General features: G+C 61.9%; 11 protein-coding genes and 1 pseudogene. 10 read left to right on the top strand and 2 right to left on the bottom strand.

Going from position 1 to position 15,248, the window contains the following annotated elements:
• Positions 1–583: 583 nt before the first annotated feature.
• The 10 genes from J1M87_RS24345 to J1M87_RS28855 all read left to right on the top strand — a co-directional run bounded on the left by J1M87_RS24345 (position 584) and on the right by J1M87_RS28855 (position 13,527).
• Entirely contained in the window at positions 584–898 is a 315-nt protein-coding gene (locus J1M87_RS24345) for a hypothetical protein (RefSeq protein ID WP_206492352.1), read from the top strand.
• A gap of 6 nt (positions 899–904) precedes the next feature.
• The gene (locus tag J1M87_RS24350; protein WP_206492353.1) at positions 905–1,294 is read left to right on the top strand and encodes a hypothetical protein; all 390 of its coding nucleotides are present in this window, start codon (positions 905–907) and stop codon (positions 1,292–1,294) included.
• 25 nt (positions 1,295–1,319) lie between these two features.
• Positions 1,320–3,917 carry an ATP-binding protein gene (locus J1M87_RS24355; protein WP_206492354.1) on the top strand — a complete coding sequence of 866 codons (2,598 nt, stop codon included), beginning with the start codon at positions 1,320–1,322 and terminating at the stop codon, positions 3,915–3,917.
• The gene (locus J1M87_RS24360; RefSeq protein ID WP_206492355.1) at positions 3,910–6,123 is read left to right on the top strand and encodes a hypothetical protein; all 2,214 of its coding nucleotides are present in this window, start codon (positions 3,910–3,912) and stop codon (positions 6,121–6,123) included. The genes J1M87_RS24355 and J1M87_RS24360 overlap by 8 nt, the downstream gene beginning before the upstream one ends.
• 57 nt (positions 6,124–6,180) lie before the next feature.
• The gene (locus tag J1M87_RS24365) at positions 6,181–7,977 is read left to right on the top strand and encodes a ParA family protein (RefSeq protein WP_206492356.1); all 1,797 of its coding nucleotides are present in this window, start codon (positions 6,181–6,183) and stop codon (positions 7,975–7,977) included.
• Positions 7,978–8,025: 48 nt separating this feature from the next.
• Entirely contained in the window at positions 8,026–8,316 is a 291-nt protein-coding gene (locus J1M87_RS24370) for a hypothetical protein (RefSeq protein WP_206492357.1), read from the top strand.
• 18 nt (positions 8,317–8,334) lie between these two features.
• A complete protein-coding gene (gene eccD / locus J1M87_RS24375) occupies positions 8,335–9,813 on the top strand; it encodes a type VII secretion integral membrane protein EccD (RefSeq protein ID WP_206492358.1) in 1,479 nt (492 codons plus the stop codon).
• Positions 9,810–11,180, top strand: coding sequence for a type VII secretion-associated serine protease mycosin (gene mycP, locus J1M87_RS24380; RefSeq protein ID WP_206492359.1), 1,371 nt, complete (start codon positions 9,810–9,812; stop codon positions 11,178–11,180). Before eccD ends, mycP begins: the two co-directional genes overlap by 4 nt.
• The gene (locus J1M87_RS24385; RefSeq protein WP_206492360.1) at positions 11,177–12,718 is read left to right on the top strand and encodes a type VII secretion protein EccE; all 1,542 of its coding nucleotides are present in this window, start codon (positions 11,177–11,179) and stop codon (positions 12,716–12,718) included. The genes mycP and J1M87_RS24385 overlap by 4 nt, the downstream gene beginning before the upstream one ends.
• 494 nt (positions 12,719–13,212) lie before the next feature.
• A complete protein-coding gene (locus J1M87_RS28855; RefSeq protein WP_097388390.1) occupies positions 13,213–13,527 on the top strand; it encodes a hypothetical protein in 315 nt (104 codons plus the stop codon).
• Between the two features lie 214 nt (positions 13,528–13,741).
• Here J1M87_RS28855 and J1M87_RS29505 read toward each other — a convergent pair.
• Together J1M87_RS29505 and J1M87_RS24395 are read right to left on the bottom strand one after the other, a co-directional pair.
• Positions 13,742–14,350 (bottom strand): annotated as a pseudogene (locus tag J1M87_RS29505) (hypothetical protein); the annotation flags it as partial.
• Between the two features lie 347 nt (positions 14,351–14,697).
• Positions 14,698–15,222, bottom strand: a complete 525-nt coding sequence (locus J1M87_RS24395; protein ID WP_206492362.1) for a hypothetical protein — start codon at positions 15,220–15,222, stop codon at positions 14,698–14,700.
• Positions 15,223–15,248: the final 26 nt, after the last annotated feature.

A 15,248-nucleotide genomic window follows, 5' to 3' on the forward strand; every position in this document is an offset into this window, starting at 1 on the left:
ATCGTGGCGCATCTCATTGCAGTCGGTATGGCGGCGCTCATGGCGAAGGCTGTGGCGATCCGCATGGCGATGCCCATGGCGGGGTCCATGGCGACTAATCGCGTATCTCGGAATGTGTCAAAAGGCGTGAAATCAGCCTAAAAGTGCAGGTAAACGCCTTTCCAGCCTACTCGCCTACGTCGGGGTGCCAGTCTTGTTCATGGCGAGGGTCATGGCAAAGGGGATGGCACCGGTCCTGGCGCTGAACTTGGCCGAACTGTGGGCGTGTCTCTGAGCGTCATATCACGGTGTGCGGAGGGCTTGTCAACCCCAATTTATGGCACCCGGATTCGCTATCTCGGGTTGCGCTTTGTGCGCATTCCATGGTGGACCATTAGTGGTCATCGGGACCATCTTCCTGCTCTGTACCGCGTCATCATCCGAGGCGCTTCGCGGCGAATCTTATGGCGCCAATTGGGTGGGAAAAATGGTGGCTTCCGGTGCTAGCCTGTGCGAGACAAATTGGCACCGGCTCTCACGATTAATTGCCGAACCTGTCGCGTTTGAACGTGTGATCGGTACACCCAGGAGAAGGAAATAAATTATGGACACCATTGGTGCGGAAGATGCATTCGCCGTGATCGCACAAGGCATCACGGGCTCCGGAAGCGACATTGATTTCACCAAGATCGCGATGTGGGTCGCTGGGATTTTGGTCGGCTTCGTCATTCTGGTGGCGACGTGGCGCCTCTTCAAGAACTACCTGTCGTCCGGTCAGAACGGCGCAGTCGTTGCACCCGAGGACCGCGCCAAGCAGACCGCTTCCATCATGATCGACGCCGGAATCGCGATGGCAGGCATCCTCGTGGTCATCCCGTTCGTCACTTGGGTGGCGAAGTTCATTACAGACAAGGTGTGACCGCGCATGCGGCATTTTCGCGTCTACAACCGCGTGCGCGCAGTCGGTGTCACCTTTCCTGTTGCTGGTAATCACATCGGTATCGGGTCGGCAGCGATTCTGGGTGTCGTCGTCGCGGCGACGGCGGCACTCGCGGCCTTCGCCTCATTCGTCGCCGGAACTATCGCCCTTGGTTTCGTCATCTTCATCGGCTTCGTCATTTTGCTGACGGCTTTCTTCGCGATAGTGAAGCTGACGCAGATGGGCAACCTCCGAGAGGGGACGCAGCTCTCTCTGATTCGAGATGCGATGCGGGAGCGCCGCATCAAGAACTTCCAGACGCCCGACGTCGGCGGCGACATCAACGACGATTTCGACCTGCTCACGGATTCGAATTCCGTGTACCGGAATCACTGAACTCACACTGTTAGAAGGGGACGACATGGGGGACTACCTCACTCCGGTACGCGAGGTCCGGGGAAACCTGATCTACACGGCCGATGGCCGTATTTGGGCGAACTACCACCTCAACGGAATCAACGTCAGCGCGTACCAGGGCACGTCGATCGCCAACGGGCAGGCACGCAACAAAGATCTCTTCCACAACCTGAGTCAGATCGGCAGCGGCGACATGCTGCTACTGGGTATCAAGGCGAAAACATCCCCCGAAGAGTTCGTCGACCGCATGCTCAAAGGCATCCCCGATATCGCCGACGGACGACACGGCGCTCTCGCTGCACATGTGGATGCGTTCTTCCAACAGATGCAGCGCGGAAAGCTCGAAGAATTTCAGCGCCTCTACATTCTCAGCGTCGAAATTCCGACCGCGGCAAGCGGAACGTCAGGCACCGTGGCAAAACTGAACGGCACCGACCCTTTCGCCTCCATCGACCGGAACTACATCGCACGACTGGAAACACAGATCTTCGATCTCCTGCCCGACGCATTCGAACCCGCGCGAACCACGCCGCTGATGCTGCAGTGGGTTCACGAACGGATGCGCCTACGCGGAATCGAGGTGCCGAGCGCGCCGCCGCGAGAGAACACCGCACCCATCTCGCCGAAGGGGTTCGGAAACGTCATCATCGACAAAGCCGCGGATACACGCGCGGTCCTCGACGAGTTCCTCGAAGCAGTGGACTCCGGCGCTGTCAGAGCCACACCGAAACGGAAGCTCGGTCGGCTGCGCGAGAACTACGGCTCCATCCGCTACGGACAGCAGCTTTCCATCAGCAACCCTGAACAACGGACGAACAGTTTGCCCGACGGGCCGACGAGCTATCAGACATTGATGGCCATCGGTGGATGGCCAACGACCCCCAAAAACGCGCTCAACACATTCACCTATCTCGTCGATCAGCAGATCGGTGTCGACGCTGATTTCGCGCTCCGATTCTCGTTCAGTCAGGACGCTATTTCGCTGACCGAAACTCGACAATTCCTCAAGACCCTTGCTGGTGAAAACGAGGCGAACTCCGTCGACGAATTCGACGCCCAGGCGTACGGCGACCGAGGCCGGGAACGGCGGCTGCTGCAGAGTCAGGTCAGCGAAGAAAAGGGTCCGCGGGGGATGGAAGTTGCCGCGATCTTCGCGTTCGCCCACCCCCACCGCCTCACGCTGACCAAGCAAGTGGCTGCGCTGAAGGAGACGTTCCGCGGAAACGGATTCGAGCCGTTTGTTCCGGTCGGCGGACAATTCGAACTGCTGAACATGATGATGCCCGGATCGTCCTGCACACCGATGGGCACCGAACTCAAAGGCACCACCACCGTGCACGCGTTCTCCGCGTGCCTGCCGCTGCGTACGAGTCACGTCGGAGATCTGCAGGGTCTGCCGATCGCCATCAACATGGAAAATGCGCTCGGCCAGATCATCCTGCACGATTATCTCGGCGGCACCGAAGGCGGAAATGGTTCGATCGCCTGCACCGGTGAGCAGGGATCCGGAAAGAGCTACTTCCAGAAGATGCTCGCCGGACACATGTCAGATCTCCTGTGCCCGGCATGGGTGATCGATCAAAGCGAGCACGGCGAGTGGGTTGTCTACGCGCAGCAGCTCGGCGGTGTGGATGTCATCGACGCGATGGCGCCGCAGTACTCTCTGGACCCGCTGAAGGTGCTCCCGATGGAGCGCGCAGGAAAGCTGTTCGTCGATCTCATGCTCCCGCTGCTCGGTCTGTCACCGATGAGCAAAGACGCGTCGATCCTGGCGAACGCACTCACACCGGCAAACCGTAAGGGCCACGACATTCAATCCAGCCGCGACCTCATCGACTACCTCGAGAAAACCGCAGACGGACAACAATTGGCGACGGGCCTGGCGTTCTACGCCTCGCAGGAATACACCCGGACACTGTTCGACCCGATCGGACATGACGGCGGTGTCCGGCGACTGCCCGCATTCGCCCCGAGCCGTGACCGCGCTGTCGTGTTCCGCACCCACGGCATTTCCGTGCACAAGGGTGACGTGACACCCACGACAGAGCCGTCGAAGCAATTCGGACGCGTGCTGTACACCGCGATCGCCGCGTACACGGCGTACGTGTTCTCGCAGAGCCGCGATCTCAATGCATTTATCGCGGACGAAGTTTCCTTCCTTCAAGGGTCGAGTGTCCTCGAAGATCTCGTGCGCACTCCCGACCGTGTCGGGCGAAAGGCAGGAAACATCGTTGTCGCCGGTTCGCAGCTCGCGAAAGATCTGCAGGACGGCAATTACGACCAGATCCGTAAGAAGTTCGCATTCCGTCAGACCATTCGCGAAAACGCGATCGCGGCACTCCAGTGGATGGGAATACCCGCCACCGAGTTGATGATCGAGAAGATGATGGTCGACACCTCACCTGGTGACAAGAAAAATAACAATCGCGCAATTCGCGGTCGCGAGGGTGAAGGGTGGTACCGGGACGGATCGGGGTCGATCGCTCGCGTGAAGGTCCTGCCGCAGGCCAGCGCGCGGCGTCACCGCTTCTCCGACACGACGACCAGCAGCATGATCCGTATCGAGGATGCCACCCGGGCGACGGTGGGTGGCCATGTCTAATCCGCTGGTCGACTTCATTGATTTGGCGGACAAGTACGGCACTCAGGTCAGCAGGTTCGGTGTCGACTTCTCCGGCAGCCTGTCGACACTGATCTGGCGCGCACCGACCGAGTTGATCGTCATGTTCGTGCAGTTGCTGCTGACGTACTCGATCTGGATCGTGGACCTGATCATCAACAAGGGTCTGTTCCTCGAGGTCGCCGGATCGGTGTACCAATCCCTGCTCGACACGATCTACCAATACGTCAATCCGCTGTACATCGCCGTCATCGCCGCGATGATTTTGTTCGCGCGTATGTACATCGGGGACAAAGTGTTGACCACCGAAAAGAACGGTGGCCGCATCAGCGGATTCGAGCTCAACAATTCGACCCTCGGCGGCGACGAAGCGTTCCGGAAAAAGATCACCAGCGAGGTGATGAACTCCGCGGTCCTGCTGTTCATCATCATCATCGCGATGGCGAACCCCTTCACACTGCTGGTGAAGGTGTTCTCGGGCATCACCTGGTTCGTCGGCAGCTTGGCTCCGCAGTCCACCGGCGCCAGCCCACAGGTCGACGGATTCCTCGCGCCGATGTTGCAGGTGATCAATTTCCAGACCGTGCTCGCACCAGCCTGTGGGGAATCCTGGTCGGCCACGCTCGCCGGTGGCGGCAACGTCTCCAAACTCTCCTGCCTGACAGCATCCGAGAAAGCCGCAACCACAGCCGATCACGTCACCCTCGGGCTGGCGATCGTTTCGATCCTGATGGCAGCAGGATTCATCTACTTCTCGTGGATCATCCTGATGCGCTTCTCCTGGATGCTGTGCACGATGATCGTGAACGTCGCCGTCGTGCCCTGGCAGGCCGCGATGCTGATGGCCAACCCGGGAAACGAACGCAAAAAACTCAACGCGGTCAAGGATCGTTTCCTCGAAGCCGCGAAAAGCCTTGCCTGGCTGATTATCACAGTGGTGGTGGCTTCAGCGGTGCCAGCTGCGTTGATCACCGCAGTGTCGTCGACGAACATGCCTGCCGTGATCACGATGCTGATCTCGTCCGCCCTGTTCTTCCTGGCAGGCAAATTCGCGAACAAATACATCGGACGCCGATTTAAGCGCGACAAGGACGGCAACCGCATCGAGATCACCGACTCCGGTGCCACCGGTTGGAACGATTTCCGTCAGAACGGCGGAATGGGGAAGTGGCTCGCCGAACCGTTCAACGAGGCCCAGAAAGCATCCAAAGCGGAGCTGGCGATGTCGGAAGCGATTATCAACGGCACCAGCGAGACACACTCGCAGAGCACCACGCAGAAAGGCCCGACGGTGGATCAGCCGGTAGTGGACCCCGCATTGGACGAGGCGGTGAAAACGGTTGACCTGACGACGAAACAACCCGCCGTCATTCTCGATTCGGTCGCCGGAAAGATGCTCACCTCGACTGCCCCCATCGGCATCGACACGGTGACAGAAGTTCAGCCCGCGGCCGGGCCGATGTCTTCGGCGGAATTCGCCGCCGCCGCGACGTCGGCGCTGATCGCCGAAGCGAACGGCCACGCGGAAACACAGATCCCCGGCGCCAAAGCCGACGCGTTCACCGACCCGACATCTTTGACGGGTGGAGGTGACATCGGAGCCGGTGCAGTCGCCGGTATGCCAGCAGCGACCGCCGCTGGCGCCGTCGCCACCGGGGTCAGCGGATACCCCGGAGCAGCAGGCGACGAGATCGGAGGGCGTCATCACCGCAACGACGGCGAAACCCCGATCGGAGGGGCGGAAGCCGTCGCCGCTGCGGTTGCCCTGGACCCCGAAGCCGAGCGCCGACAGACCATTGCGAATTACCTCGACGCGATCGAACAAATCTCCGTAGACCCGGACGCCGTCGAAGACACCAGCATTACGACCACCATCACCACACGCGACGTCGACACCACCGCATTCCACCGGGTGGCGAAGGTCTACAGCGACACCGCCGAGCCCGGCGAGGTCGATCCGATCTCCGACGGCGTCGTCGGACGTTCCGGCGAGTTCCTTTCCACCGTGAGCAGTGACGTCGAGTGGCAGGAATACAAGACCCTTGCAAAGAGCATGGGAATGGTCATCGAACCACCGCCAAATGAATCGAGAGAAGATCGCCCTAATATCACATTCTATTCATCTACAGAGGATGGAAAGAATGAAGTGAGATACCGTGGTCGCGGCGGGTTTGGAGACGCAATATAAGTGCGGAAATGCGTGTTATTCTTCGACACGAATGGGTGACGTTTTACCGGAGGAATTATGGCCACGTTTGAATCGAATGATGACATTGCTGAACTGGAAGCTATGCGGGCCGCGCTGGTGGCAGGTACTCCCCACACGCCCGCACCACCGCCGCCGGTAGCCCCGCAACAAACGCGGGCTCCGGAAATTGCGCAGCAGTCCGTGGAAGTGGGATTGCCGGACGTCGACGACTTCGCCGAGGAGCAGCCGACGTCGCCGCGGGCGGAGCCTGATATTCCGCCCGCTGAACCGCGGCCCTCCTTCACCAACATGCGTCCGCGCAGTTCCGGTCAGCCATCGCACGCACCGCCTGCGCAACAGTTCTCGCCGCCGCCGGAACCGCCAGCTGCGAGCACAGAAATTCCTGTGGACACCGACGCGTGGACGCCGATCTCATCGATACCGCCCATCGCGGCGCCGCCGATCGCACACCCGCCAGTGGCACATCCACCAGTGGCAGACCCGCCGGTCGAGCAGTCGTTCGCGGAGCAGTCGTACGTAGAGCAGTCGTTCGGGGAGCAGTCGTACGTAGAGCAGCCGCGGGTGAGGCAGTCGTATGTTGCGCAGTCCTACGCTGAGCAATCGCCACCAGTGCAGCACCGAGCTGCGCATGCTCCTGTCGCGCAGCCGCCTATTTCGCCGCCGCCTGTTGCACAGCCGCCTATTGCGCAGGCGCCGGTCGCGCAACCGCCGGTCGCGCACTCCGCTGTCGCGCCTTCCGCTGTCGCGCAACCTCCGGTCACGCAGCCGTCGATCACCGCCGAACAATTGCAGGCTCTATTGGAGGAGAACCCGGGTCTGCTGGCCCAAATAGGAGCGACGACTACCGCGCGCGCCGACGCCACGAGGGCCACGCCTGCAGCCGCGGCGCCCGCGAATGCAGTCGCCGAACCGGAGGTCGATACCGCGCTGGCAAGCGCCGACCTCGCGAAAGAGGGATGGCGCGCGTGGCTGGTGAAGCTGGGCCTTCCCGTACGGAAAGGCGCGACCGAACGATTCAACGACCTCATGGCCTACGCACACGAGGTGATCCGCCGAGACCTCGGTAAACCCATCGTCATCGGAGTCACGTCGTACCGCGGAAGCTGCGGAAAGACATCAGCGACGGTCGTGTTCTCCCGGTTGTTGGCCGAGATCCGCGACGAAAGTGTCATCGCACTCGACACCGATCTGCACGGCACATTGTTGTCTCGGGCATTCGGTGTGAACGAGTCGGGCGGCGGGGACCGGCAGATCATGATGACGTTGTCTTCTGTGCTGCGGGGCGGCGGCGCCGAGATCTCGGGCAAGGTGTGGGACGGCGGTGACGGATTCGTCTTCGTGCCGGGTAGCCGGACGAACAAGGCGAACACGGTCACCCCGAACGACTACTACGCAATCCTCGACGCTGCACGGCAGGTGTATCGATTCGTGTTCGTCGACATGTCTGCGCTGATGGATTCGGAACTGTACAACACGGTGCTCCACAGCCTCGACGGCTTGGTGATGATGGCGCCGACCGTCGAAGACGGTGTGCAGACGCTGTACGAGACGCAGTCGGATCTACATCAGCGCGGCGTCGGGAATCTGAACAATCACCGGATCACCGTCCTGAACAACACCAGCCCCGCACGGACCGAGGTCGACACCGCCGAATTTGCGCGAGGGCTCAAACATCGCGACAAACGTGACGTCGTGGAAATTCGATACGACAAGCATCTGTCGCAGTCGACCGTGATCGACATCGCGCATCTCTCTCAGCCGACGACGACCGATTTCACGTTGGCGTTGGCGACGTTGATCGACACTTTCGATGACCGCGAAACGCGTGAATGAAATCCGCTGAAAATTGCTAGGGTTTTCACAAAAGAAAGGGACAGTTAAATGACTGACATTCCGGATGCAGAACAGATCGCCCGCGACATCAGAACGAACCTCGACATGCTCGAAGAGGAACGCGCCGCCGTCGACGCTGCAACAGCAGTACGCGAGAAGGCGGAAAAGGATGAGGTTGCCGCGCAGCAGGCGTACAGCGAGAGCATTGAGGAAGTTCGCAAGGGCGGTCTGCTGACCGATGCGCTTCTCGAGAGATTCAATCACCCCGTCGCCAAGCGTCCCGGACGTCCGAAGAAGCCTGCGGGAAAGCCCGCCGGTGCCTCGGCAGCGTCCGCATAACCGAAGGGCCGCACAGCCATGCTGACCAACACCATCAGGGACACCCACGTCCGTGTCACCGTGCAGGTGCCCGATCACACCGTGGACGTCACCCTCGCTCGCGACCCGGCGCTGGCCATCACGATCAAAAAATTGGTGACCTACATCGCGAACGCGCTGGCGACCAAGGACGACGAGAAAGCCCTGGAATGGGTGAAGGATCAAAATGCCGTCTGGCAGCTGACGAACCTTACGTCCGACCACCTCTCGTCGAGTAAGTCCCTGAAGGACCACGGCGTCCTCGACGGTGACTATCTGATGTTGGTGAAAAGCGATCAGCGTGAGGCGTATCCGGCGCTGATCGACGACGTCGCCGAGTCGATCGCCTTCGCGCAACGCAACATGACGTCGTGGACGAGTGCGTTCGCGCGGACCCTCGCCTCGTTCATTGCGCCGCTGGTGGCGTTGGTCGGCGTCGGAATCGTCGTGTACGGCGGATGGACAGGCGAACTCGACACCATCGGGCAGGCTTCAGCGTGCGGTGTCCTCGCGGTTCTGGGCGCAGGCCTGCTCATCGGTGCGGGGTTCGGGATCCGCGGTGCGGTCGACGCAACGGCACGCAATCTCGTCGCGGCGTTGATTCTGGTCGGCTACGTATGTGTCGGGGGAGCGGGCCTGCTCGCCTTCCCTGGAACAGTGGACATGTTCAGCGTGATCGTCGGTGCGCTGGTGTTGACGACCTGCGCGATCGTCGGACTGATGACGATCGGGAAACCCTCTCGATTGCATTACGCGGTAGCAACTTTCGGCGCGCTGATCCTGATCGGGTGCCTGCTGGCGATTGCCACCGAACGAGATCCATTGGTGTTCGCGGTACTGCTGAGCGCGGCGGCATTGCTGTTCCTCGTTTTCGCCCCGCGACTATCGCTCGTGCTGGCGGGCATCCCGATGCCGTTCGTGCCGACCATGGGTGAGACGTTCGTTCACGAGAACTCGGACGACATCACCACCGTCGATTCCAGTTCCAGTTCGGCCGCGATCACCGCGATTCACAACCAGGAACACAAGGTTCTCAGTGCCTACGACTGCCTCGTCGGTATGACCTGGGGCGGGTTGTCCACGTTCGTGATCTCCGCGGTGGTGGCGGGCGCGAACATGGATCACCACCAGTCTGCGGTGATGGTGTTCTACGTAGTCATCGCTGCAGTGTCCCTGTTCCGCGGTAAGTCCTTCGAGGATGCGGTGTCCTCACGGTCGTGGATCGTCGCCGCAGCCACCACGTACGCGGCGTTCGTGCTGACGTTGGCGGTGAGCGGAACGAATTACTCCTACGCACTCATCGGTCTCGGTGTCCTGGGCGCCGGGACCGCGATGGGCTGCTACGTCTCCATCCGCGAGAAGATCGTCAACTCGCCGGTCCTGCTCAAACTGCTCGAACTCGTCGAGTCGATCATGTTTGCCATGCCGATCGTGCTGATCGTCGTAATCCTCGACGGCTACAACAAAGTTCGCGGATGATGATCCGCCGGGCCGCTGCCGTGGCGGGTGCTGTGGGAGTGCTCCTGGCCACGGCGGCGGTGCCCGCCGCCGCCGTGGAACCTCCCGACATCCCCGGAATTCCTCTCACCACACCCGACGATCCGAACCCGGCGCCGTCGGTACCGATGGTGCAGAAAACGGCGTGCGCAACGTCCGCGACCCTCGCCGGATCGGAATTCACCCGCGCCACACCGGCGAACGTCGCGTTCGGTGTGGAAAACCTGCACCGGTATGCCACAGGTAAGGGAATTACCGTCGCTGTCGTCGATTCCGGTGTCTCTCCCGGTGTTCGGCTTCCCCGACTGACCGGTGGCGGCGACTACATCACCACCACCAACGGTCTCGAAGACTGCGACCATCACGGCACGCTGGTCGCCGGGATCATCGGCGCGGCCCCCGCCAGCACCGACGGTTTCGTCGGCGTCGCTCCGGACGCGTCGATCCTGTCCATCCGTCAGACATCGTCGGCGTACGAGCCCGCCGACAAAGGCCCCGACGCCCCGACTGGTGGATCGTCGACCTTGGCGACCCTGGCCCGCAGTATCGTGCGAGCTGCGAACTCCGACGTCGACGTGATCAACCTGTCGATCACTGCCTGCTACCCGACGGATCAGTTCGTCGACACCTCCGACGTTGCTGCAGCGCTGAAATACGCCGTCGAGGTCAAAGACGTCGTAGTCGTCACGGCTGCAGGCAATTCCGGTTCCGATGCCTGCAAGTCGAACCCTGGGTACGATCCCGCGAACGGCGGAGATCCCCGCAACTGGAACGGTGTCGAGCATGTGTCGATGCCCTCGTTCTACGCGCCGCTGGCGCTCAGCGTCGGGGGCACCACTCTGACCGGCGAGGCCTACACCGGCACGATGGCCGGGCCGTGGGTGACTGTCGCTGCCCCGGCTGTCGACATCGTCTCCCTCGACCCCACCAAAGGTGACAACGGTGGACTGACCAACGCGACCGTCGGCAAGGACGGCCCGCGTGCGATCAGCGGCACGTCCTTCGCCTCCGCGTACGTCGCGGGTCTCGCTGCGCTGATCCGGGAGCTGCACCCCGACCTGACTGCGCGAGAAGTGATGGACCGCATCCGCAACACTGCGCACACGCCAGGGTCCGGAGACCGTAATCTGATCGGTGAGGGTGTCGTCGATCCCATCGCGGCACTGACCTCCACTACCGCTGACATTCCCGCGGCGACCGCGTCGCCGTCCTACCAGGCTGCCGGTGCGCCCGGCACCGACGTGGAGACCCTGATCCGCAACATCACCATCATCACGATCGGTGGCGTGTGCATCCTGGGACTCATTGTCGCCGTTGCCTATCGAATGCTTCGAGAGGATCGATCATGATCAAGCTGACGAATACCACCGCCCCTGTCGCGGTGGCCGTGGGTACCGTCGCCGTGTTGGCCATCGGTGCATTGCCCGGCGACAGTGTCGCCCGCCCGATCATCGCCGCGGTCGCTGCGCTGGTGATTCTGTCGATCCTGGTTGCTCCCGGAGGCAAGTCCACCGTCAACCGCTTCCGGCGGCGCCGCCACTTCGCCCGCCCCGACCGGTTCTTGTCGCTGCTGTACGCGACGCTGCGTGTGGGAACCGTATGGGACGGGCAGGCGTTGTCGATGTTCGTTGCGTTGCGGCCGGTTCCGTTTCGGGTGGCGGTGGTCGGCGCGAACGAGACCGGCCTCGAATCACGGTCATTGCCACTGGAATTGATCCGCGACCATCTGATTCAAGGCGATGTGAATTTGGAATCTATCCGTGTGATCGCCTCCGGGTACCGCGCCTACGGTGACTCGGCCTACGGTCAGGCGTACACCTCGGTCGTCGGGCAGACTGCGATCCCGGACACCCTGCAGACGGTGATCGAGATCCGGGTCAACCTGCGCAAGTCGTACCAAAGTGTGCTGGCCCGCGCCACGAACGGCAGCATCCCCACCGGCATCGGTAAGGCCGCGCACATCGTCTCTCGGCGCCTCGAACAGAACCTCAACATCGAGGGGTTCTCGGCGAAGGTGCTCAGGCGCAACGAGATCCGAGACTTCCACGACATGATGCTGGCGCCGATGAATGACGGGCTGCGTGACGAGCGGTGGACGCATCTCGGGGGAGCCGTTCCGACAGTGACGGCGGCGCCGACCGAATGGAGTGAACTCGCTGTCGAGCGGTGGCTCGGTGTCCCGGCCGACCGTATCGCCTATGTTCTCGAGATCGCCAACGACCGCCACCGGCAGGCCACCGTCGGTTTGACCGTCGCCTACTCGTACAGCAAAGCGACGAAGATGCCCGCGCGGGCGCTGAGCTTGCGTGCGAACGACGGCGAGCACGGCGACCACGCCACGGCGATGCTTCCGTTGGCGCAGACCATCTCCTCGCCTGCCCCGACCTTGACGGTGCCCCGCGGATCCACGTTCCCTGTCTCCCTTCCGGCGTACGGGCTCGGGGTGTACCTCGGGCCGTGGGCAGACGGCGCTGGCCGCGTTTTCCTCAACACCGACACCAGCGGCGAGGTCCTCTGGCTCGAAACGCCGGAGGCATTCGTGCAGCAGCTGGCTGCTCGCATCACGACCACCGGTGCCCGTGTCGGCGTCTACATCGACACGCCGCAGTGGTCTGACCTGGCCAACCGTGTTCTCGGGTTGCGTCTGTCCCCGACCGAACCTGTCGATGTCGCGATCTATCAGGGCAGGCCACCGTCGCAGGTCCCGGCTTCGACCGTTGTGATCGTGTGGGCTCCGGAAGGCGTTCCATCCGCTGTCGCGTCGGCGCACCGGATCACCGCCGACGAGAACAGTGTGATGACTGTCGTTTCCCGGACCTCGCGCGCGAAGTTCCATTGGGAAGCCCCGATCGCGGAGTTGCCGTTCGTGACCTCGCTGCGGGGGTAGATCGTCGAAGTGCCTGCCGGGGTCCGCTCAAGCGAACCCCGGCAGGCTGCAACGGCTGTGCCAGCGCCGAAGGTCGAGTCCGTCCGGTGGAGCGGCCTTGCTCGGCAACGAACGTTTCGTTTCGGAAACAGCAGGAGCCTGGCGTCGGCTGGTCAGCACGACTCGTTTGGCGCAGGCCCTATTTTTGCTAAACAATTCGTTCAACATTAGTCAGCAACTTTCCCGACAATATTGATCGTTATAAAAGGCGATTAGGCGTCACGCGCCCGACCATAGGTGCCCTGAGGAAACTTTCATCGGACTCCCACTGCGACTCTGAAAGAGACTGAGAGCTTGATGAGTTGCCAGGCTGCGAAAAATGGGATCATCAAATGGGCCGAGTCCACGTAGTCTGAAGTGCAAAGTGGGGATGATCTGAGGGATAACTGTCGGTACCATCCCCATTGTTCGGTAAAACCGATCTGACGAGCATCAAGTAATGAGGAGGGGCCATCATGACAGCAGTAGGAATGGCATCAGTAGCGGGCGTTCAGGCTGGTGCGTCCGCAGTCAGCGCCATCGAAGGACAGGTCAGCGGAACGCACGAGCTCGTGCACGCAGTCGCGGCAGCGATTGTTCCGCCCACGCAGGACTCCGCCTCGTACCTCGCCTCGGTACGCCAGGGAACCAACGTCGAAGGCTTCTCCAACGCCCTCCGCGCTGGCCTGGCGCAGCAGCAAGGTCTGGCGCAGGTCGTGGGATCCGCTGCCACGACCACCGCAATCCAAGATGAGCTGAACGCGGCAGCCGCGACAGCAATCTCGGTCTAGGAGAAAACAAGTGGGTGCTGAGCCGTGGGGGTTGTATCCACCGGAGATCAACTCCGGTCGATACGACGCCGGAATTGGTCCAGCAACGTGGTTCGCTGGCGCGGTCGAATGGGCAGCATTCGCAGGGCTGGTTGCCGAGGCGCAGCACTGCGCCGACCTGCCGCCACAATTCGCCGAGGACTGCGGCGTTGGCTTCGGTGAAATGAACGAACAGCACATCGCGCACGCGCACATCCGAGGCAGCGGCTGCCAGCATCGCAGCGTGGTAGTCAGATACTTCGATTCCACGGTTGTCCGAATCGAGATATCCGGCGAGTACCTCGCGGTGGATGGTCTCGGCTGCGGAGATAGGACCTACCGCCGGGAAGGCCCCGCGTGCGGCCCGCATCATGTCCACAACACTCGCTGCGCGTTCGGTGCCGAACTGTTCAGCGGCGAAGCCAGCGCGGATTTGAGCGCGTGAGGCCAGACGTACCTGCCCCTCGAGCAACGCTCCGACCACGTAGGGATGAGCCGTCAGGTCGACCGCCTCGCCGACCGCCTCCGGTCCCGCCAGCACCCCGTTCATCAGGTAGCAGCGTGCACGGCCTTCGTGGAACTGGAACACGGCAACGTCATCGTCCGAAAACTCGTGCAGAACGGCCATCGTCGCCGCATCAGCGTGTGTGTCACTACCGAACACCACCACTACACGCGGCCCGGCCAGCTCACGCACCGGGTGACCATTGGGCACCAGCAAGGGAACACCGCCGATCGGCGCATCCTCTCCCATGGGGCAGACCATCACGGCCATGACCGGCGCGTTCGGGGTGAACACCACCATTTCGTTCTCGGGAACGTAGCGGACAAGCAACACGGCTGCAGCAACAGCATCGGCGGGGTGGAGATACGAAAAACAGAGGACATCGGACAAACCCCTTCCAGGGCACAGGGGGCAGATGGTCAGTCCGCCCGATCAACAGAACACCCATAATCTAGCCGAGACCACCGACAAGAACGGTTCACACGCAACGGAATTCGTCCCCGGCGCACTCGGTGCCGGGGACCGCACCGAGTGCGCCGGGGACTCGGTGCACGAACGGCAACGGGCCCGCCCATGTTCTCGTTGGGCAGGCCCGTTGTGCAGCGTTCGGGTTTGATGCGAAAGCATTTGGGCAACAGCGAATCTCGCTATATGATCTCTCGGATCGAATCCGGCGTGCCGATATTGGTCTCCGAGATCGCGTCCAGAACCCACGTCCAAACCGACCACACCAGCGAATCGCTTTCGGCGTCCATCGGACCCGGAGACCCCAGGACCTGCCACAGGGAGAATTGACGGTTCCATCTATGGGGGTTGTCGAGCACGTCGACGACATCGCGCGCCGAGACAGCCCACTCCGCAGCGGCCAGAGCTGACACGAAACCGGACACCACCTGCGATTCTTGGGCGAACCATTCGGGATCGTCCGTCTCTGTTACGGCGCCGATTCCCGCGCGAACCCCGTCGAGGTACCCGTGCGCGGCTACCGGCCACAGATCCGCTGCCCTCTGCTCTCCGCTCGCGAAACGTACGGGTATCGACACTGCCGACGGCATCGGGCAACGCTGCCCGGTCGCTTCCGCGGTCACCGCGCGTCTGACGCCGACGATCACCCCTGCCAAATGTGGATCCGTAATCTGCCCGAGCCGTGACGCAACAGCTACATAACTCATGCCAATTCCTCTCTTCGCAAACGTCT

This window comes from Rhodococcus sp. KRD162, assembly GCF_017168335.1.
Lineage (GTDB): Bacteria > Actinomycetota > Actinomycetes > Mycobacteriales > Mycobacteriaceae > Rhodococcoides.